The 19313-nt window shown below is 54.7% G+C and carries 17 protein-coding genes and 1 pseudogene; 10 read left to right on the top strand and 8 right to left on the bottom strand.

The window, feature by feature from the left end; all coding sequences use genetic code 11:
• The first annotated feature begins 588 nt into the window (after window positions 1-588).
• Both C1N69_RS14205 and C1N69_RS14200 read left to right on the top strand, forming a co-directional pair.
• On the top strand, window positions 589-3369 hold the full coding sequence (locus tag C1N69_RS14205) for a flavocytochrome c (RefSeq protein ID WP_155031404.1): 2781 nt from the start codon (window positions 589-591) through the stop codon (window positions 3367-3369).
• 88 nt (window positions 3370-3457) lie between these two features.
• Window positions 3458-4420: an FAD:protein FMN transferase gene (locus C1N69_RS14200; RefSeq protein ID WP_104557490.1), complete on the top strand. Its 963-nt coding sequence runs from the start codon at window positions 3458-3460 to the stop codon at window positions 4418-4420.
• On the opposite strand, the gene dcuR is transcribed toward C1N69_RS14200, so the two are convergent.
• The gene (dcuR, locus tag C1N69_RS14195) at window positions 4401-5120 is read right to left on the bottom strand and encodes a two-component system response regulator DcuR (RefSeq protein ID WP_025759484.1); all 720 of its coding nucleotides are present in this window, start codon (window positions 5118-5120) and stop codon (window positions 4401-4403) included. The two genes, C1N69_RS14200 and dcuR, sit on opposite strands and share 20 nt — an antisense overlap.
• Window positions 5117-6733 (bottom strand): sensor histidine kinase, encoded by a 1617-nt coding sequence (locus tag C1N69_RS14190; RefSeq protein WP_155031403.1) that lies wholly within the window; start codon window positions 6731-6733, stop codon window positions 5117-5119. The genes dcuR and C1N69_RS14190 overlap by 4 nt, the downstream gene beginning before the upstream one ends.
• A gap of 165 nt (window positions 6734-6898) precedes the next feature.
• Between C1N69_RS14190 and C1N69_RS14185 the strand changes: the two genes are divergently transcribed.
• Window positions 6899-7762: an N-acetylmuramic acid 6-phosphate etherase gene (locus tag C1N69_RS14185; protein WP_155031402.1), complete on the top strand. Its 864-nt coding sequence runs from the start codon at window positions 6899-6901 to the stop codon at window positions 7760-7762.
• A gap of 54 nt (window positions 7763-7816) precedes the next feature.
• Here C1N69_RS14185 and ompC read toward each other — a convergent pair whose 3' ends face one another.
• Window positions 7817-8923, bottom strand: a complete 1107-nt coding sequence (gene ompC, locus C1N69_RS14180) for a porin OmpC (protein WP_095441700.1) — start codon at window positions 8921-8923, stop codon at window positions 7817-7819.
• Window positions 8924-9208: 285 nt separating this feature from the next.
• Between ompC and C1N69_RS14175 the strand changes: the two genes are divergently transcribed.
• The 3 genes from C1N69_RS14175 to C1N69_RS14165 all read left to right on the top strand — a co-directional run bounded on the left by C1N69_RS14175 (window position 9209) and on the right by C1N69_RS14165 (window position 11859).
• Window positions 9209-9910 carry a phosphohydrolase gene (locus tag C1N69_RS14175; protein ID WP_059385101.1) on the top strand — a complete coding sequence of 234 codons (702 nt, stop codon included), beginning with the start codon at window positions 9209-9211 and terminating at the stop codon, window positions 9908-9910.
• A gap of 61 nt (window positions 9911-9971) precedes the next feature.
• Complete coding sequence (locus C1N69_RS14170; protein WP_155031401.1) at window positions 9972-11387, top strand: DNA cytosine methyltransferase; 1416 nt, start codon at window positions 9972-9974, stop codon at window positions 11385-11387.
• A complete protein-coding gene (locus tag C1N69_RS14165) occupies window positions 11368-11859 on the top strand; it encodes a very short patch repair endonuclease (RefSeq protein WP_155031400.1) in 492 nt (163 codons plus the stop codon). Before C1N69_RS14170 ends, C1N69_RS14165 begins: the two co-directional genes overlap by 20 nt.
• Here C1N69_RS14165 and yedA read toward each other — a convergent pair.
• Window positions 11831-12745 carry a drug/metabolite exporter YedA gene (yedA, locus tag C1N69_RS14160; protein ID WP_025759478.1) on the bottom strand — a complete coding sequence of 305 codons (915 nt, stop codon included), beginning with the start codon at window positions 12743-12745 and terminating at the stop codon, window positions 11831-11833. The genes C1N69_RS14165 and yedA overlap by 29 nt on opposite strands.
• A 178-nt stretch (window positions 12746-12923) precedes the next feature.
• Here yedA and C1N69_RS14155 point away from each other — a divergent pair, with 178 nt between their 5' ends.
• The 3 genes from C1N69_RS14155 to dgcQ all read left to right on the top strand — a co-directional run bounded on the left by C1N69_RS14155 (window position 12924) and on the right by dgcQ (window position 15864).
• Window positions 12924-13835, top strand: coding sequence for a DUF808 domain-containing protein (locus tag C1N69_RS14155; protein WP_155031399.1), 912 nt, complete (start codon window positions 12924-12926; stop codon window positions 13833-13835).
• 78 nt (window positions 13836-13913) lie between these two features.
• Window positions 13914-14096, top strand: coding sequence for a YodC family protein (locus C1N69_RS14150; RefSeq protein ID WP_025759475.1), 183 nt, complete (start codon window positions 13914-13916; stop codon window positions 14094-14096).
• A 67-nt stretch (window positions 14097-14163) separates the two neighbouring features.
• A complete protein-coding gene (dgcQ, locus tag C1N69_RS14145) occupies window positions 14164-15864 on the top strand; it encodes a cellulose biosynthesis regulator diguanylate cyclase DgcQ (RefSeq protein ID WP_155031398.1) in 1701 nt (566 codons plus the stop codon).
• On the opposite strand, the gene C1N69_RS14140 is transcribed toward dgcQ, so the two are convergent.
• Together C1N69_RS14140 and yodD are read right to left on the bottom strand one after the other, a co-directional pair.
• Window positions 15849-16649 carry a mannosyl-3-phosphoglycerate phosphatase-related protein gene (locus tag C1N69_RS14140; RefSeq protein WP_155031397.1) on the bottom strand — a complete coding sequence of 267 codons (801 nt, stop codon included), beginning with the start codon at window positions 16647-16649 and terminating at the stop codon, window positions 15849-15851. The two genes, dgcQ and C1N69_RS14140, sit on opposite strands and share 16 nt — an antisense overlap.
• A gap of 300 nt (window positions 16650-16949) precedes the next feature.
• On the bottom strand, window positions 16950-17177 hold the full coding sequence (gene yodD / locus C1N69_RS14135) for a YodD family peroxide/acid resistance protein (RefSeq protein ID WP_155031396.1): 228 nt from the start codon (window positions 17175-17177) through the stop codon (window positions 16950-16952).
• 136 nt (window positions 17178-17313) lie between these two features.
• Between yodD and dsrB the strand changes: the two genes are divergently transcribed.
• Window positions 17314-17502, top strand: a complete 189-nt coding sequence (dsrB, locus tag C1N69_RS22825; RefSeq protein ID WP_008500312.1) for a protein DsrB — start codon at window positions 17314-17316, stop codon at window positions 17500-17502.
• Window positions 17503-17609: 107 nt separating this feature from the next.
• On the opposite strand, the gene rcsA is transcribed toward dsrB, so the two are convergent.
• A complete protein-coding gene (gene rcsA / locus C1N69_RS14125) occupies window positions 17610-18233 on the bottom strand; it encodes a transcriptional regulator RcsA (protein WP_013097740.1) in 624 nt (207 codons plus the stop codon).
• Between the two features lie 287 nt (window positions 18234-18520).
• Window positions 18521-19313 (bottom strand): annotated as a pseudogene (fliR, locus tag C1N69_RS14120) (flagellar biosynthetic protein FliR); the annotation flags it as partial.

The following is a 19313-nucleotide window of genomic DNA, read 5'->3' as shown; positions in this document are numbered from 1 at the left end:
AGAATTCGGTCGCAGTGAAAAGACAAATTCGCTTTCTTAAGTTTCTTTGCTTTTTTTAGTTATTAAAGGTGCGGTTTTGTATTTTCAGTAATAGCGATTTAACGCATTTTTGATTGCGCTAAATTAAAAATTGATGATGTTTTTATATTGCGCTTTTGGATGCCATAACTATTGATCGCGATCAAAAAAAGAGAATTGCAGCGTTATTTTTGTGCTTTTATTAATAACCACTCAGGCGTATGTGGGTATTAGGTAATTTCTTAAGTGCTTTTATCAATCCTGTAACAATTGCGCAGTGGGTAATTTGGTATTTTGTTGAAAAACATAGATTTTTATTGTTACTGGTGAAATGGTCTTACCTTTAAAAATTTAACGGATTTTAAATTAATGTGAATACCTGAATCACAATCGCTAACACCAATGTGTTATTAATGTTATCGAAGGGATTAAATAGTTTATTAACTAACGTAATAGCTTTAGAAACTAAAAAAATCATTATATTAATATCATGACATCGGCAAATAACGACGAAATAAAAAACCAATCCGATAACGAATTCTTAATTTTTAAAAGTTTGGAGTTTCTATTATGAGCACTAACGAACGCATTCTGACTCCCTTCACATTACCGAATGGTACTGAACTGAAAAACCGTTTGTTAATGGCACCAATGACCACCTGTACCGGCTATTACGACGGCACGGTCACCAGCGAGCTGGTGGAGTACTACCGGGCCCGTTCCGGCAGCATTGGGACCATTATTGTGGAGTGCTGCTTCGTCGACGATCTCGGTCTCGCTTTCCCGGGCGCGATTGGCATCGATAACGACGAGAAAATCGCCGGGCTGGCGAAAATCGCCGAGGCGATTAAATCCAAAGGTTCGAAAGCCCTGCTGCAGATCTACCACGGCGGCCGTATGGTTGACCCGAAACTGATCGGTGGCCGCACGCCGGTGGGCCCAAGCGCCGTCGCTGCGCCGCGTGACGGTGCGGCCACACCGGTTGCGCTGACCACTGAAGAAGTGGAAGGCATGATCGGCAAGTTTGGTGAAGCAGTGCGCCGCGCCATCCAGGCCGGTTTCGACGGCGTGGAAATTCACGGGGCAAACACCTATCTGATTCAGCAGTTCTACTCGCCAAACTCTAACCAGCGCGACGACGAGTGGGGCGGCAGCCGCGACAACCGCGCCAGATTCCCGCTGGCGGTACTGGACATTACCCACAAAATGGTGCGCCAGTACGCGGACGATGCGTTCATTATTGGTTACCGTTTCTCCCCTGAAGAGCTGGAAGTCCCAGGGATCCGCTTTGAAGACACCATGTACCTGCTGGAAAAACTGGCGGCGCGCGGTGTGGACTACCTGCACTTCTCCGTGGGCGCCACCCTGCGTCCTTCCATCGTAGATACCCAGGACCCGACGCCGCTTATCGAAAAATACTGCGCCATGCGTTCTGAAACCCTGGCGCAGATCCCGGTCATGGGCGTGGGCGGCGTGGTGAATGCTGCCGATGCCTGTGAAGCGCTGGACCACGGTTACGATCTGATCGCCGTTGGCCGCGCCACCATTGCTTACCCGGACTGGACTGACCGCATCGCGGCCGGGGAAACCCTGGAGCTGTTTATGGACAGCACCAAACGCGAGGCGCTGAGCATTCCTGAACCGCTGTGGCGTTTCTCGCTGGTGGAAGCGATGATCCGCGACATGAGCATGGGCGAATCGAAATTCAAACCGGGCACGTTCACCGAGAAGGTGCAGGACGAGGCGAACGAGCTGGTGATAAACGTCAGCCTGGAAACCGATCGCATCGCCGATATTGAGCTGGCCTCTGGCCCGGGTGACGACGTTGAGTTTGTCACCAGCTTTGAAGAGATTCGTTCCCGCATTCTGGATGCCAATACCCCGCACGTGGACGCCATCACTGGTGCCACCAGCCAGAGCGAGGCGGTGAAAAAAGCGGTCTCTAAAGCGATGCTGAAATCCAGCAAAGCGCGGGCAGCAGAAGAGGGTGTCGACCCGAATGAGACCCGCAGCGTGGATGTGGTGGTGGTTGGGAGCGGCGGTGCCGGTCTGGCCGCAGCCATCCAGGCCCATGACGAAGGGGCGAGCGTGCTGATCGTCGAGAAAATGCCCACCATCGGCGGGAACACCATTAAAGCCTCTGCCGGGATGAACGCCGCAGAGACGCGCTTCCAGCGGGTGAAAGGCATTCAGGACAGCAAAGAGCTGTTCTACCAGGAGAGCCTGAAAGGGGGCGGTAACAAGAACAACCCTGAACTGCTGCGCCGCTTCGTGGAGAATGCGCCACAGGCGATTGAGTGGCTGGCAACCCGCGGCATTATGCTCAACGACATCACCACCACCGGTGGGATGAGCATTGACCGTACCCACCGTCCAAAAGACGGTTCTGCGGTCGGCGGCTACCTGATCAGCGGCCTGGTGCGTAACGTCAACAAACGCAACATCGAAGTGATGCTCGATACCTCCGTCAGCGACATTATTTTCGAGAACGGCGAAGTGACCGGCGTGCGTCTGACCACCGAAGAGAACGAAACGATCAGCGTGGCTACCAAAAGCGTGATTGTCGCCACCGGCGGCTTCAGCGCCAACAGCCAGATGGTGGTGAAATACCGTCCGGACCTCGAAGGTTTCGTGACCACCAACCACAAAGGGGCGACCGGTGGCGGTATCGCGCTGCTGGAGCGTATCGGTGCCGGCACGGTGGATATGGGCGAGATCCAGATCCACCCGACCGTTGAGCAGAAAACCTCGTATCTGATTTCCGAATCCATCCGCGGGGGCGGGGCGATTCTGGTGAACCAGCAGGGGAACCGTTTCTTCAATGAGATGGAAACCCGCGATAAAGTCTCGGCGCAGATCATCGCGCTGCCGGAGAAATACGCTTACATCGTCTTTGACGAGCATGTTCGTGCCAAAAACAAAGCCGCGGATGAGTACATTGCCAAAGGTTTCGTGACCAGCGCCAGCTCGCCAAAAGCCCTGGCAGAGGCGCTGGGAATGGATTACCACGCGTTCCTGGCCACTCTGGAGCGTTACAACGGCTTCGTGGAAAAACAGCACGATGACGACTTTGGCCGTACCACCGCGCTGCGTGCGCCGATCAACGAAGGGCCGTTCTACGCCATTCAGATTGCGCCGGGCGTGCACCACACCATGGGCGGCGTGACCATCAACACCGATACCTGCGTGCTGGACAGCAACCACAACGTGCTGCCAGGGGCGTTTGCCGCCGGTGAAGTGGTTGGCGGGATCCACGGCGGTAACCGTATCGGCGGTAACGCGGTGGCAGATATCATTATTTTTGGTACCCTTGCCGGACATCAGGCGGCGATGCGTTCGAAAAGAATGTAAGGCTCCTGTTCTGTAAGCCGGATGCGCGCATCCGGCACTCTCCCCGGCGGCGCGGTGCTGGCCGGGGCGATATCTGAGGAGACATGCCATGCCTGATGACACCCGCGTCTACAGTTACTCCGCCGTCCAGATGGGCTCTCCCATCCTCCTGAAACTCTTCTCCCATGACGAAGCCCTCGCATCCCGCGTGTTTCGCCTGATCAAACAGTACGAAGACCTGCTCACCGTCAACCGTGCCCACTCGCAGGTGATGGATATCAACCATGCTGCGGGGCAGCATCCGGTCAGCGTCAGCCGTCCGGTGTTTGAGCTGATTCGCTGCGCGAAAGCGGCAAGCCTCCTTAAAGACAGTGCGTTTAACCTGGCCATCGGCCCGCTGGTGAAGCGCTGGAAAATCGGGTTTCGCGGCGACAGCGTACCGCCAGCCGATGAGATTGCGACCCTGCTTACGATTACCCGTCCTGAGGATGTGGTACTGGATGACGCCAGCAGCAGCGTGTTCCTGACCCGGGCAGGCATGGAGATCGACCTCGGGGCCATCGCCAAAGGCTATATCGCCGACAGGGTGCGGGATTACCTGCGCAAAGAGGGCGCTGAACTCGGGCTGATCAACCTCGGGGGGAATATCCAGACGTTAGGCTCGCCGGAAGGGGGCTGGAGCGTAGGGCTCAAAAAACCGTTTGCCGGTGATGAACTGATCGGCGCCATGACGGTAGAGAACCGCTCCGTGGTGACGTCCGGCACTTATGAACGCTACTTTGAACAAAACGGCAAACGCTATCACCACATTCTCGATCCGCGCAGCGGATACCCGCTGGATAACGAACTGGACAGTGTGACCATCATTTCGACAGATTCCATTGATGGCGATATCTGGACCACGCTGATGTATGGCATGGGCGTGGAGAAGGGCTGTGCGGCCCTGCGCTCGCGCCCCGATATTGAAGCTATTTTTGTCACCAAAACAAAAGAAGTGGTGCTCTCTTCAGCGCACCACTTCCGTTTTACCCTGCTGGATAACGACTACCGCGTTACTGACAGTACTGCTTGAGCAGGCCCGTCTGCTCCGGCTGGAGACGATAACGATACACCGGACGCCCGGTGGCGCCGTAGTGAATGCTGGTGAACAGGATATTGATCTGCGCCAGCCATATCAGGTACTTACGGCAGGAGACGCGGGAGATATTCACGGCGCTTGCCAGGTCATCGGTGGAAAACTCGGTTTCCGGATGGGCGTCAATCCACTGGCAGATGGTACGCAGCGTCTGCGGCGTTAACCCTTTCGGCAGCTTTTTGTTATCCGCCAGTTCCGGCGCCCCGCCGTGGATCAGCCGGTCAACGTCCGCCTGCTCATAATACTGGTGCGAGCCCATCAGGCTGTGCTTTGCCTTCCAGCTGTTCAGCGCCTCTTCAAAGCGCGGGAACTGGAACGGTTTAATCAGATAATCCACCACGCCGTAGTGGATAGAGGTCTGAATGGTCGCGGCATCGGCAGCCGAGGAGATCATTATGACATCAATCGGACGACCGGATGCGCGGATAACCGGCAGCAGATCCAGCCCGTTATCCTGCTGCATATAGACATCCAGCAGCACCAGATCCACCGGCTGATTCGGGTCGTTAATCACGGCCTCGGCCTGGTTCAGCGTGGAGGCGACACCGCAGCAGCTAAAGCCTTCAACACGGTTGACGTACAGACGGTTGAGGTCGGCTACCATGGCGTCATCATCGACAATTAATACATTTATCACGCGATATTCCTCTCGCTATCCCAGGGGATGTGAACAAAAAATTGGGTAAATACGCCAGGTTCAGATTCGACGGTAATGTCCCCGCCGAGGTTCTGAATTTGCTGACGGGCAAGGAACAGCCCAACGCCGCGGTTTTCACCTTTTGTTGAGAAGCCTTTAGTAAAAATAGTCTCCAGCTGGTCGGGATCAATACCCGGACCGTCATCGCTGACTTCGCAGCTGAGCCAGCCGTTCTGATAGTGCAGCAGCAGGGTGATCTCACCTTCCGGCTGGCCTTCCATCGCGTCCAGCGCGTTTTCAATTAAGTTACCGAGCACGGTGACCAGCACCGCGACCTGCTCTTCGTTGGCGGTATCCGGTATCTGGCATTCCTCTGCGAGGGTGAGGGTGATCCCGGCCTCTTTCGCCCGGTTGATTTTACCCAGCAGGAACCCGGCAATCACCGGGGATTTCACCTTGCTCTGGATGGTGCCAATGTCGGTCTGATAATTATGCGCCGTCTGGAGGATGTACTCTTCAAGCTTGTCGTAGCGCTTAATGTTCAGCAGACCCAGGATCACATGCAGCTTGTTCATAAACTCGTGCGTATGGGCGCGCAGGGCGTCGACGTAATTAACCATACCGTCGATACGCTGCATCAGCTGGCTGATCTCGGTTTTATCGCGGAAGGTGGTGATGGCGCCTATCACCCGATCCTGGCTTTTCACCGGCACCATGTTGCACAGCAGCAGCCGCCCGTTGCAGCTGATCTCCTGATCCTGTCGCGCAACGCCCGTTTTTGACACGTCCCGCAGGCTGGCCAGCAGGGGAGCGCTGGCGTTTTCGCTCTGCTTGCCGGAGGGCAGGAGGAGTATCTCTCTGGCGGCGTGGTTGATCATCGTCACGCGCCCGTGAATATCGACCGCCAGCACCCCTTCCCGCAGCGACTGCAGCATCGCCTGGCGCTGTTCAAACAGGGCGGATATTTCGTAAGGTTCGAGTCCGAACAGGATGCGTTTCAGGACCCGCACCAGGCCCCAAATCGCCATAGAACTCATAAAAATACTGAACAAAATGGTCCAGACGGCGTTGAGCCGCCCACGGGAAATCTGATCTTCCACTTTTTTGAGGGAGATACCGACCACGACCACTCCGATCTGTTCGTGCTGGCTGTCGTAAACCGGGGTGAAAACGCGAAGCGCTTCGGCGAGGGCGCCACGGTTAACGGAGACGTTCTCTTTGCCTTCCAGAGCCGGGTTCAAATCATCGCCGATAAAATGCAGCCCCAGCAGCGCCTCGTTCGGGTGTGAATAGCGGATCCCGCGCATATCGGTGACCACGGTGAACAGCAGATCGTTTCGTTTCGTCACCGCCTGGGCGATGGGCTGAATAATATTCTCCTGCGGTGCCTGCATCAGGCCGCGCTGGATCTCGGGGCTATCGGCGAGGGTGCGGGCAATGCCGAGCGCGGTGTCTTTGACATCATCGCGTGTTGCCCGGGTGATCTGCACCGAATAGAGCGCAAAGACCACCAGCAGGACTGAACCGATAATCGCGCACACCATCAGCGTGACCAGTGTATTGAGTTTCATGGGGCGCTTGCGCGTCGGAAGGAAAGGCTGCAAATCGCTCATCAACACTCCGCGATGATAAAGAAAGGGGGTAATTATCGCCGATGACGCGCTTTTCTTAAAGCCATGTAAAAGCGAGGATTGGGTCCTCTTTTCGTGACCCCCCTCGCAGGTCATCTATATAAAACACTTTATAGTGTGTGGGTACTCATAATAAGGAGGCTGTTTATGAGCATTATGCTTACCGGTTCGGTCAAGGAAAGACGGCACGCCAGCACGATGAATATTGATAGATTGTCCACGCTGGACATGCTGAAAGTCATTCACCAGGATGATGCACTTATCTCCGCTGCAATCACCCCTTTTTTACCCATTATTGCCCGTGTGGTGGATAACGCCGCCGCGACCCTGAGCCATGGGGGGCGTCTGGTGATTGTCGGCGCGGGGCCGTCGGGCTGCGTCGCGCAACAGGTCGCCGATGACTATGCGCCGGGCAAAACCCCGGTGATTGCCGTGACGCCGCAAGAGGGGGAAGGGAGTTACGAGCGCGGTGTAGCCGACCTGCAGGCCATCAACTTTGGTGAACACGATATGATGCTGGCGGTGAGCGTCAGCGGAAAAACGCCGTGGGTCTGGGGCGCCATGCGGCATGCCTGGTCGCTGGGTTCGCCGGTGGCCATCATTACAGATGATGCGCAAAGTGAAGCCGCTCAGCTGGCGAGCATGGTCATCGCGCCAGAGTTGGGGCCTGACGTTGTGGCAGGTTATCTCAACACCAAAGCCGGGATTGCGCAAAAAATGATCCTCTTGATGATCGCCACCGGGCTGGCCGTTCGTACCGGGCGCGTTTACAGCAACCTGCGCGTGGATCTTGAGGCAAGCAATACTCACTGGGCGGAACGGCAAATCGCCATTGTGATGGAAGCGGGGGGATGCACCCGGGCGCAGGCAAAAGCGGCGCTGGAAGCCTGTAACCACCACTGTAAAACGGCGGTACTGATGGTGCTGACAGGGCTGGATGCGTGGAAAGCCCATGAGCTGCTGGCGCAGAATAACGGGTTTATCCGCGTGGCGCTGCAGGAAGCGCCGTAAGATCTTCAGAAAGAAAAAAGGCCGCGATTGCGGCCTTTGGTGTTTTTGGGGGGGTTAGAACTGGTAGACCAGACCCAGCGCTACGATGTCATCGGTGCTGATGCCATTCGCCGCGTAGAAATCGTCATCTTCATCCAGCAGGTTGATTTTGTAGTCAACATAGGTGGACATGTTTTTGTTGAAATAATAGGTTGCACCCACATCCGCATATTTCACCAGATCTTTATCGTTACCGTAGAACGAATTCAGATCCTTACCTTTAGACATCAGGAAAGAGACTGCAGGGCGCAGGCCGAAATCAAACTGATATTGTGCGGTAACTTCAAAGTTCTGGGTTTTGTTTGCTACAGCAAAATCGCCGTAAGGCGTCATATTGCGGGTTTCCGCATACATGGTCGCCAGATAAATATTGTTGGCATCGTATTTCAGGCCTACAGTCCAGACGTCAGCCTTATCACCGCCAGCAGTTGTTTTGGTCACCTGGTCGTTGGTACGATCAGATGAGGCATATGCCGCAGCGGCATTGAAGCCCATACCGAAATCGTAGGAAGTTGAAACACCCCAGCCATCACCGTTCTGCTTGCGCACATCACGACCGTTGTTGGTACCTTCCTGATCGTTAGACGCGCTTTCATTATTACCCTGATACTGAACAGCGAAATTCAGGCCGTCAGCCAGGCCAAAGAAACCGTTGTTGCGGTATGTCGCCACGCCGTTTGCACGACCGGTCATAAAGTTGTCGGTATAGGTGTAGGTATCGCCGCCGAATTCAGGCAGCATATCGGTCCAGCCTTCAACGTCGTAAACCACGCCGTAGTTACGACCATAGTCGAATGAACCGTATTCACCGAATTTCAGACCGGCGAAACCAAGACGAGTCCAGGACTGGTTGCTTGATTTCTCAGTATTGTTGGCCTGAATGTTATATTCCCACTGACCATAACCAGTGAGTTGGTCGTTGATTTGCGTTTCGCCTTTGAAGCCCAGACGAACGTAGCTCATGTCGCCATCGGAACCCGTGTCGTCAGAGAAGTAGTGCAGACCATCAACTTTGCCGTACAGATCAAGTTTATTGCCGTTGTTGTTATAAACCTCAGCCGCATTTGCTGCGCCAGCCATTAATAATGCGGGTACAAGAATAGCCAGAACTTTTCTTTTCATTATATATTCCCTTGAAAGATAATTTATATGAATATATGTAATCACTCTCCGCAATTACAGCGTCGATACTATTCCAGCTATTGAGCTTTAGTTTCAAAAATAAATGTAATTAAATCCGTTTAAATATTGCAAAATATTTCTATCGATCTCTTTATTTTTCTTATGAATTAATTTCTTGATTTAATATGGTGTAATTATTATTAAGTATTTCGAGCTTCTATTTATTAATTCATTTAATTTGTATGTGTTATAGTTCAGGCTCATATTTCACGACAGGGCATCACGATGGAACTGACGCAGTGGCAGCAGCGTTTTGAGCGCTGGCTCGACGCAAACCACACCTCTGACGATGCTGCGCATGATATTTCGCACTTTCGTCGCGTCTGGAAAACGGCGCAAAAAATCATGTCTCGCCAGACCGCCGATCCGCTGGTGGTCCTGACCGCCTGCTATTTTCACGATATCGTTAGCCTGCCGAAAAACCATCCCGAACGCAGCCAGTCATCGCAACTGGCCGCGCGCAAAACCCGCGACATTCTGCAGCGCCATTTCCCGGACTTCCCCTCAGAGCACTATGCAGGCGTTGCACATGCCATTGAGGCGCACAGCTTCAGCGCCGGGATCGCGCCGCAGAGCGTGGAAGCGAAAATAGTCCAGGATGCTGACCGGCTGGAAGCACTAGGGGCTATCGGCCTCGCGCGCGTCTTTGCCGTCTCGGGCGCACTGGGCGTGGCGCTGTTTGACGCAGACGATCCCTTTGCCGATGCGCGTACGCTTGATGATCGGGCATTTGCTCTCGACCATTTTCAGACCAAACTGCTGCGACTGCCTGATACCATGCAAACGGAAATGGGCCGCGAGCTGGCACGGCACAACGCTGATTTCCTGATCCAGTTTATGGCGAAACTCAGCGCCGAATTGCACGGCGACTGCATCGGGCTGGATAGCCAGGTGATGAACCGCTTCCGTCGCAGTTTGCATGAATGAACTGTGGTAATCTGTCTCCAGTCTTTATTCTCCGGTTAAAAGAATGCAGGAAAAACGATCAGTGACTGAGCCCGCGCCTGAGCAGGCTGAGAAATCAACGGCAACGGTGCAGGCGTTACTGCGTCAGCTGTTGGATATCTATGATGCTAAAACGCTGGCCAATCTGCTGGTGGCGCACGGTGAGAACCACTGGAGCCCGGCCATTCTTAAACGGCTGGTGACCAGCGAGCGGGCAGGGCGACGCCTGAGTGAAGGCGAGTTTCGTTATCTGCAAAACCTGCTTCCGCGACCTTCCGCTGTGCACCCGAACTATGCCTTCCGCTTTATCGATCTGTTCGCCGGTATCGGCGGCATTCGACACGGCTTTGAAGCTATCGGGGGTCAGTGCGTGTTTACCAGCGAGTGGAACAAACATGCCGTGCGGACCTACAAGGCCAACTGGTATTGCGATCCGCAGGCGCATCATTTCAACGCCGACATCCGCGATGTCACCCTGAGCCATAAAAGCGGTGTCAGCGATGAACAGGCCGCCGAACATATTCGCCAGACCATCCCGGCGCATGATGTGCTGCTGGCTGGCTTTCCGTGCCAGCCTTTCTCGCTGGCCGGCGTCTCAAAAAAGAACGCCCTCGGACGCGCCCACGGTTTCGCCTGCGATACCCAGGGAACGCTGTTTTTTGACGTAGCCCGTATCATTGACGCCCGTCGCCCGGCCATTTTCGTGCTGGAAAACGTTAAGAATTTAAAAAGCCACGACGGCGGGAAAACCTTCCGCATTATCATGCAGACGCTGGATGAGCTAGGTTATGACGTGGCCGATGCCCAGGACATGGGCGCAGATGACCCAAAAATCATTGATGGTAAACATTTCCTGCCCCAGCATCGCGAACGCATCGTGCTGGTGGGTTTCCGCCGCGATCTCAATCTGAAGGGCGATTTCACCCTGCGGGATATCCCGTCACTCTACCCCGAGCGCCGTCCCACCGTGGCCGACCTGCTGGAGCCTGTCGTTGACGCGAAGTTCATCCTCACCCCGGTGCTGTGGAAATACCTCTACCGCTATGCCAAGAAACATCAGGCGAAGGGCAACGGCTTCGGCTTCGGGTTGGTAGATCCGAACGATCCGCACAGCGTGACGCGCACGCTCTCCGCGCGTTACTACAAAGACGGCGCGGAAATCCTTATCGACAGAGGCTGGGACAAGGCGCTGGGGGAAAAGGATTTCGACGATCCGCTAAACCAGCGTCACCGTCCACGACGCTTAACGCCGCGGGAGTGCGCCCGGTTGATGGGCTTTGAGACGCCACAGGGTTATCGCTTCCGCATTCCGGTTTCGGACACCCAGGCGTACCGTCAGTTTGGCAACTCGGTAGTGGTGCCGGCGTTCGCGGCCGTGGCAAAACTGCTGGCCTCGCGCATCAGACAGGCGGTGGCACTTCGTCAGGGTGAGGCCGTCAATGACGGATGTTCACAATAAGGCGACGCGCAGTAAAAACATGCGTGCCATCGGCACGCGTGACACCGCCATTGAAAAGCGCCTGGCCGCGCTGCTGACGCAGGCGGGGTTTGACTTCCGCGTGCAGGATGCCGCCCTTGCGGGACGGCCCGATTTCGTCATTGACGCCTGGCAGTGCATCATCTTTACCCATGGCTGTTTCTGGCATCATCACGACTGCTACCTGTTTAAAGTCCCGGCGACGCGCACCGATTTCTGGCTGGATAAGATTGGCAAGAACGTTGAACGCGACAGGCGGGATCTGACCACGCTGATGGCGCAGGGCTGGCGGGTGCTGATCGTCTGGGAGTGTGCGCTGAGAGGCAGATTAAAGCTGAACGACGTTGAACTGTCGGAACGGCTGGAAGAGTGGATCTGCGGCGGCGGTCAGACCGCGCAGATCGACACGCAGGGGATTCACCTGCTCACGGTTTCTCCGCCTCGCAAGGGGTGACGACCGGTTTTGCTGGCAGCAAATATTTGCCCAGGGTGACCAGCACGACGGCAAACACAATGATCCCCAACGCCAGCCATTCAACGGCAGAGAGCGTTTCCCCGCCTAAACCCGTGCCGAGCAGTACGGCCACCACCGGGTTAACGTAGGCGTAGCTGGTGGCAACCGCCGGGGAGACGTTGCGGATCAGGAACATATAGGCGTTAATGGCGATGATTGAGCCAAACAGCGCCAGATACCCTACCGCGAGAAAGCCCGACAGGTCCGGCAGTGTAGTCAGCTTTTCTCCCGTCAACGCCGAGGCGAGCAGCAGAACAATCCCCGCGGCGAGCATCTCAATTGCGCCGGCCATCATGCCGGTGGGGAGCGTGATACGTGAACCGTATACCGAGCCAAACGCCCAGCTCATGGAGCCTATCAGGATAATCACTGCGCCCCACGGATTCCCGCTCAGGTTCCCGCCGCTGTTGAGCAGAATAATACCGGCGAGTCCGATACCAATCCCCAGCCATTCCAGCTTGCGGGTGCGGATGCCGAAAAGGCGGCTGAAGCAGAGGGTAAAGAGCGGCACGGTGGCAACGACCACGGCGGCGATCCCGGACGGCACGTTCTGGTGCTCGGCAATCGTTACAAACCCATTTCCCACCGCCAGCAGCAGCAGGCCGATTAGCGCGGCATTCAGCAGCGGACGCAGCGGGGGAAGCTTGTGGCCGCGCAGCAGCAGGAACGCGAGCAGCAGGACGCCTGCCGAAAGGAAGCGAATGCCCGCCATCATCAAGGGTGGCCAGCTTTCCACGCCGATGCGAATGACAAAGTAGGTTGAACCCCAGATGATATACAGCGAAAAGAGTGCCCCGATGAGCGGTAGCAATTGCCGGAAACGCATAATCCCTCACGACGAAATAAAAAGTTCGCTGATAGTAAACGCGAAAACTATCGCGCTGGCGAGCCCTTTAATTGTGTAGTTGATGTGAATTTTTTGTTGACGTGAGGAGCCTGTTTCCGGCTTTGTACTTTTGCTCCATACTATTCACTTAATTACCAAAAAATGAAGGATTAAGATTTTGGCAGGAAGTAGCTTATTAACATTGCTGGATGATATTGCCACCTTACTGGATGACATTTCGGTGATGGGGAAACTGGCGGCGAAGAAAACCGCCGGCGTGCTGGGAGATGATTTGTCGCTGAACGCCCAGCAGGTGAGTGGGGTGAGGGCCAACCGTGAACTGCCGGTGGTGTGGGGGGTAGCAAAAGGCTCCTTCCTCAATAAGGTGATTCTGGTGCCGCTGGCGCTGCTTATTAGCGCGTTCATTCCGTGGGCGATCACGCCGCTATTAATGATTGGCGGGGCATTTCTCTGCTTTGAGGGCGTCGAGAAGGTTCTGCACTCCTTTAGTGCGCGCAAGGAGAGCGATACCCCGGAGATGCGTCAGCAGCGTCTTGAAGCGCTGGCCGCTCAGGATCCGAAGACCTTCGAGCGTGATAAAGTCAAAGGCGCCATCCGCACCGACTTTATTCTGTCCGCTGAAATTGTCGCCATTACGCTGGGCATTGTCTCTGACGCGCCGCTCCTGAATCAGGTGCTGATCCTCTCCGGCATTGCCCTTCTGGTAACGGTAGGCGTCTACGGCCTGGTGGGATTGATCGTGAAGCTGGATGACATCGGCTACTGGCTGGAGACGAAATCGAGCGCGGTGGCGAAAGGCATCGGCAAGAGCTTACTGGTGCTGGCCCCGTGGCTGATGAAGAGTTTGTCCGTGGTGGGTACGCTGGCGATGTTCCTCGTCGGCGGCGGGATTGTGGTTCACGGCATTGCCCCGCTGCACCATGCTATCGAACATTTCTCCGCCACACAGGGGGCGGTTGTCGAGGCGATTCTGCCCACGCTGCTGAATCTGGTGCTGGGCTTTATCATTGGCGCCATCGTGGTTGCGGCGGTAAAAGGGGTTGAGAAACTCCGCGGTACGTCGCACTAATTGTTACCCGGTGCGGGATGCAAAAAGACCATTCCTCGTCTAAATTGAAACAGTTTCACCCTGATACAGGAGGCAGGTATGGTCTTTTTGGTCAGTGATGAAGTTAAGCCGAAGAAGGGCGGTCCACGTATGATTGTGACCGGGTATTCCAGCGGAATGGTGGAATGTCGGTGGCATGATGGCTACGGCATCAAGCGGGAAGCATTCCGTGAAGATGAGCTTCAGCCGGGTGACGGACAGCACAAGCGGGACAAGGCTTAATCACGTAACGCCCGGCTTTGCCGGGCGTTTTTATCTCAGGGTGTAGGGCAGTGATCAGGGAGTGTGTGTGCAGCGCGATACCTTTGTTGTGAGACAATCTTTTTTGCAATGGCTGCATAAACGTAGCAATCCGGGGCTGATTGTTAATCTCTGTTTTATTGTTGTTCTGGTGTTTTCCACCCTCCTGACCTGGCGCGAAGTGGTGGTCCTGGAAGACGCGTACGTCTCCAGCCAGCGTAACCATCTGGATACGGTGGCCAGTTCGCTGGACAGACAGCTACAGAACAGCGTGGACAGGATGCTGTTGTTCCGCCAGGGCATGCGCGATGCCATCCAGACGCCGCTGGCCTTTGACGCTTTACAGAGTGCGGTGTCACGCTTCAATACTCTGCGCGTACTCCCCACCTGGCAGCTTGCCGTGGATAAAAAACGCACCCTGCCGATAAACGGGGTGTCCGATGCGTTCGTCGAAAAAACGACGCTTCTCAACCGCGACGCGGAGCGCATCAGCAATGAAATTTCTGCCGCGCTGGAAGTGGGGTATCTGCTCCGGCTGGCCTCATCGAGAGCGCAGACAGAATCGCGGGTGAACTACGTCTCCCGCGCCGGGTTTTATCTCTCTACCGACACGCCGGAGCAGGCGGGTGACATTACCTCCCGCTATTACCATCTGGTCACGCAAGCCTGGTTCACCGAGCAGTCAGAACGCAACAACCGCGCACGCGCGGTGCGCTGGTTTATCTCCACGCCCTCCGCATGGACCGGCGATGAACGCGCGATCACCGCCAGCGTCCCCATCTATTTTGATCATTACTGGTATGGCGTGGTGGCGATGGATTTCACATTGGGCACGATGCAACGCCTGCTGGCTGACGCGACGGAAGACAGAACGGAAGGGGAGTATCAGCTGTACGACACCCGGCTCAATTTGATTGCCTCCTCTGCCCATGCGGGTAACCCGGTTAACCACTTTGACGAACGCGAAACGGCGCAGATTGCCCAGGCGATTGAACATGATACCGGCGGTGGCATCCGCCTCGGAAGCCGTTTTATTAGCTGGGAGCGGCTCGATCACTTCGATGGCGTCGTTCTGCGGATCCACACCCTGCATGAAGGGGTGCAGGACGACTTCGGCAGCATCAGTATTGTGCTGGCGCTGCTGTGGGCGCTGTTTACCGCCATGCTATTGATCTCGTGGCTGGTGATCCGTCGGATGGTGAGCAACATGTATACGCTTCAGCATTCGCTCCAGTGGCAGGCCTGGCATGACCCGCTTACCCGGCTGAATAATCGCGGCGCGCTGTTCGACCGCGCGAAAATGCTGGCGGAAACCTGTCGCCAGCAGTCGCTGCCCTTCTCGGTGATTCAGATCGATCTTGACCATTTTAAAAGCATCAACGACCGTTTCGGCCATCAGGCCGGTGATAAGGTGCTGTCCCATACGGCGGGGCTGATTGCCACCGGGTTACGCAAAAACGATGTCGCAGGGCGTGTCGGCGGGGAAGAGTTTTGTGTCGCCCTGCCGGGGATTAGCCTTGAGGAGGCGAGAGGGATTGCGGAGCGTATTCGTTGCCGCATCAACAGCAAGGAGATTCTGGTGAAGAAGAGCACGACCCTGCGCATCAGCGCCTCGCTGGGGGTCAGCAGCGCGGATGAAAAGGGGAATTACGATTTTGAACAATTGCAGTCCGTGGCGGACGCCCGCTTATATCTGGCTAAACAGACCGGGCGTAACCGCGTTGTCTGGCGGGATCAGGAGAGGAAATGATCCAGCCCCTCATGCCAGCCCGCCGGACCGGGCTGTTGGGTGTGATAAACCCGCACGGGGTTATCGTCCCGTAGCGTGATGCCCTGACGGTTAATGCCTTTAATCACTACCGCGTAATCCATGCTGTCCAGCAGCGGCGCATCATTGGGGCCATCACCGAGTCCCAGCGTCGTGGGTTCGATCGCTTCCTGCTCACGGTACTGCTCAATCAGCCAGTTAACCGCCACGTCTTTACCACAGCGGACGTCAAGAATATGCCAGAACCGCGCCCCCTGCAGACATTGCAGACCGCTACGCGCCAGCGCCTCTTCAAACTGGACCATTTTCTCGTCGCTGTCGCGCCAGATGAGCGTGACCGAGGCTTCCTGCCTGCGGGCCAGCGCAGAGCGATAGCGCGTCAGGCCGGTCCACTCACTGATAATGCGATCGTCCACGTCGTCAAAGGTGGTGAACTTAACGCCCGTCTCCAGGCGGATTTGCTCGATCCGCGGGCGAATATCCCGATGTGACATTCCTCTAATCTGACGCGGCACCTTTTCCCACCGCACGTCAGGCTGAATAACCGCACCGTTCTCGGCAATAAACGGCAGGCCTTCCAGACCCAGATCCTGCTGAATATCCAGCATCTCGGCCGCCGTTTTGCTGCTACAGAGAATGAGCGGAACCTGGTTATCCAGCAGCCTGTCCAGCCAGGGGAGCGCGGGCTGCCACTCGTAGGTATGTATATCGAGCAACGAGCCGTCCAGATCGGAAAAAATCAGCAAGGTATCCCGCAGTGAAGGCATACAGACTCCTGGTACGGTGGTGTCGCTTTCTAAGAAAATTCCTAAAAAATAGCCGAGGTAAAAACTGGAACAATGAGAACGGATCCTGGCAAACCCGCATTCGGCGTATGTTGCTGTTCATAACCAAATGCATAATGCTGAAAATAATATATTCATCATAAGAATATATGCTTGTCAGACAAATTCGTTGGGGATAGTGTGGCATGTACATCAGATTTCCTGGTGTAACGAATTTTCAAGTGCTTCTTGCAAAAGCAAGTTTTGATCCCGGCCATCCCCATGACCGGGATTTTTTTCGCCCTACCGATTGGCTTCAGACACGCTAAAGTCGTGAATATCCAGCTCGAAGGCCTCCGCCAGCTCACGATAGGTGTGATAGTCCCTTCCGTTGACAATGACCCGGTCTGAATTGTCGTCCGTCCGGCGGACTTCTGACTCACTAATCTCATTGATGGCGGCCAGCAGGGCATCGACATCCACCTCGACTTCGCGCTTGATGGTGTCGCTGTACTCTTTCTCGGTCTTCATTACGGGGCTCCTCATTAAACCTTCAACGCGGTCCAACGGTAAGTATAGCCTGTGTATAAAAACGCCATTCACACCGGGCAGCGATGTGCGTTTTTGCGTTTTGTTCTACACTGGCTCAAAACCAGAGGAGGAATGTATGAAGGTCAACGATCGGGTCACCGTTAAAACGGACGGTGGGCCGCGCCGCCCGGGCGTGGTGCTGGCAATTGAAGAGTTTAGTGAAGGGACAATGTACCTGGTCTCACTGGAAGACTACCCGCTCGGCATCTGGTTTTTTAACGAACTGGGGCATCCGGATGGGATTTTTGTCGAGAAAGCCGACTAACACGGCGTCGGGTCGCGCTTCGCGAGCCCGACCGCCTGTACAAAAGCAAAAATCTCTGGCCAGGCCAGAGATCAAAGGTAGGGTGCACAGGGTCTTTTCTTAAGCGACTAACGCATGTTGACGAAAATCCCGTTCGTCACATTATCGGTCAGGCGTACCACGTGGTAGATCACTTGCTTATTATGCGTTTTAATTTTCCTTTTAATATTTCCTTTGTGTGACGAAACGGTTTTAGCTTTAATATTCATCTGGTCGGAGATCTGAATAGTTCCCTGGCCCGCCATCCACATTCGCAGCATACTTGATTCAGTCCTGCTTAATGATAGGGTGGGTAAGTTAACCGCTCCTACATTTTTAACTTCTTTATTCAAATAATCACCCAGAATGTCATCCAGCGACTCGGGTTTAATCGATTTAGAACTGATCAATAAATTTTTACGGACCAACAAATACTCATCGAAATGGATATTTGCGATCGCCATAAAAACAATAAACAGGGTTTTTGGATGCTGATTAATGATTTGCTTAATGTGCTGACTGTTGGCTGGATCGTGAATGAAACAGTCCTCATTAATAAACACCACGCCTGGTTTGAGTTCGTCACAAGCGGCCGCGAGCTCTTCAACGGTGTGTGCATCGTTGATGTCTCTCTTTCTTACCCCTCTGCTTGCCAGGTACCCGGTTAACCCTAGCCGGGTGTAGCTGCATAAATCCATAATGATCGTTGACATGGCATACCCTCACTCAATGCGTAACGATAATTCACCATCTGCCTGAGAGCTCAAAACAGCCATACGGGATGGAAAAAAATAATAAACCTGTGAGCATGACAAAGACTTTCAGGCGGACTCACTATCCCGTAAAGTTACGTATAATTTGCCAGGAATCTTCTTAAAGTAAAGTAAATATTAAGTATTGTGAGGTGGTTAGAAACAATTAAACCGCGTCAGATATATCCTGGAAGATGTTTTTCAGGTTTTATTTTAGGAATATCCTCAGAAAGACAATAGCAACAGTGCGGGCTATTATTTACGAGGCAGCTCGCTGACAATATCCGCTAAGAGGTTGAATATCTCGCCGAATAAATGTTCACAGAAGGGAGCGATAAGTGGCATCAGTAATGACATTAATAAAATCCCGACCGTCAGCGTCAGCGGAAAACCAATGACAAACACCGAAAGCTGCGGCGCCATTCTGTTCAGTAAACCTAACGCCAGGTTGACGGTCAGCAGCAGGGTGATGATCGGCAGCGCCAGCATCAGCCCGTTGAGGAAAATCAGCCCTGCAGCGCGGGTCAGCGCCAGAAACGCATTGCTGTTCACCGGATTTTCCCCAATCGGCAGCGTATGGAAGGTGTCCACCAGCATGGAGATGAGCCACAGATGACCGTTGAACGACAGAAACAGCAGCATGGCGAGCAGGTCGATAATGCGCGCCAGCACGGGCATGTTGAGATGGCTGCCGGGATCGACAAACGTGGCGAACGATAACCCCATCTGCAGGCCAATCAGCTCTCCCGCGGTACGCACGGCAGCAAACGCGAGCTGCATGGTAAAGCCGACGGCAACGCCAATCATCACCTGCTGCAGAGCCACCCACACCGCGTTCGCCGAGAAAATCGGAATCTCCACCGGGGGAAGGGATGGGGCGACGATAATCGAGATGATAATGCCCAGCCCCACTTTGACACGCTTGGGGATCGATTTCTCACTGAGGATCGGGGCGGTGGAGACCAGCGCCATAATGCGCAGCATCGGCCAGAAATAGACGCCGAGCCACTGAACCCACTGGTCGCTGGTGAAGTGCAGCAT

The sequence above is a fragment of the Enterobacter sichuanensis genome (genome assembly GCF_009036245.1).
GTDB lineage: Bacteria > Pseudomonadota > Gammaproteobacteria > Enterobacterales > Enterobacteriaceae > Enterobacter > Enterobacter sichuanensis.
The sequence above is the reverse complement of the archived record's forward strand: the minus strand, read 5'-3'. Positions and strand labels throughout refer to the sequence as shown.

What these genes read in the sequence shown, in the direction of transcription:
- C1N69_RS14205 (WP_155031404.1), top strand. Translation starts at nt 589, where the DNA reads ATGAGCACTAACGAACGCATTCTGACTCCCTTCACATTACCGAATGGT.
- C1N69_RS14200 (WP_104557490.1), top strand. Translation starts at nt 3,458, where the DNA reads ATGCCTGATGACACCCGCGTCTACAGTTACTCCGCCGTCCAGATGGGC.
- C1N69_RS14190 (WP_155031403.1), bottom strand. Translation starts at nt 6,733, where the DNA reads ATGAGCGATTTGCAGCCTTTCCTTCCGACGCGCAAGCGCCCCATGAAA.
- C1N69_RS14185 (WP_155031402.1), top strand. Translation starts at nt 6,899, where the DNA reads ATGAGCATTATGCTTACCGGTTCGGTCAAGGAAAGACGGCACGCCAGC.
- ompC (WP_095441700.1), bottom strand. Translation starts at nt 8,923, where the DNA reads ATGAAAAGAAAAGTTCTGGCTATTCTTGTACCCGCATTATTAATGGCT.
- C1N69_RS14175 (WP_059385101.1), top strand. Translation starts at nt 9,209, where the DNA reads ATGGAACTGACGCAGTGGCAGCAGCGTTTTGAGCGCTGGCTCGACGCA.
- C1N69_RS14165 (WP_155031400.1), top strand. Translation starts at nt 11,368, where the DNA reads ATGACGGATGTTCACAATAAGGCGACGCGCAGTAAAAACATGCGTGCC.
- yedA (WP_025759478.1), bottom strand. Translation starts at nt 12,745, where the DNA reads ATGCGTTTCCGGCAATTGCTACCGCTCATCGGGGCACTCTTTTCGCTG.
- C1N69_RS14150 (WP_025759475.1), top strand. Translation starts at nt 13,914, where the DNA reads ATGGTCTTTTTGGTCAGTGATGAAGTTAAGCCGAAGAAGGGCGGTCCA.
- C1N69_RS14140 (WP_155031397.1), bottom strand. Translation starts at nt 16,649, where the DNA reads ATGCCTTCACTGCGGGATACCTTGCTGATTTTTTCCGATCTGGACGGC.
- yodD (WP_155031396.1), bottom strand. Translation starts at nt 17,177, where the DNA reads ATGAAGACCGAGAAAGAGTACAGCGACACCATCAAGCGCGAAGTCGAG.
- dsrB (WP_008500312.1), top strand. Translation starts at nt 17,314, where the DNA reads ATGAAGGTCAACGATCGGGTCACCGTTAAAACGGACGGTGGGCCGCGC.
- rcsA (WP_013097740.1), bottom strand. Translation starts at nt 18,233, where the DNA reads ATGTCAACGATCATTATGGATTTATGCAGCTACACCCGGCTAGGGTTA.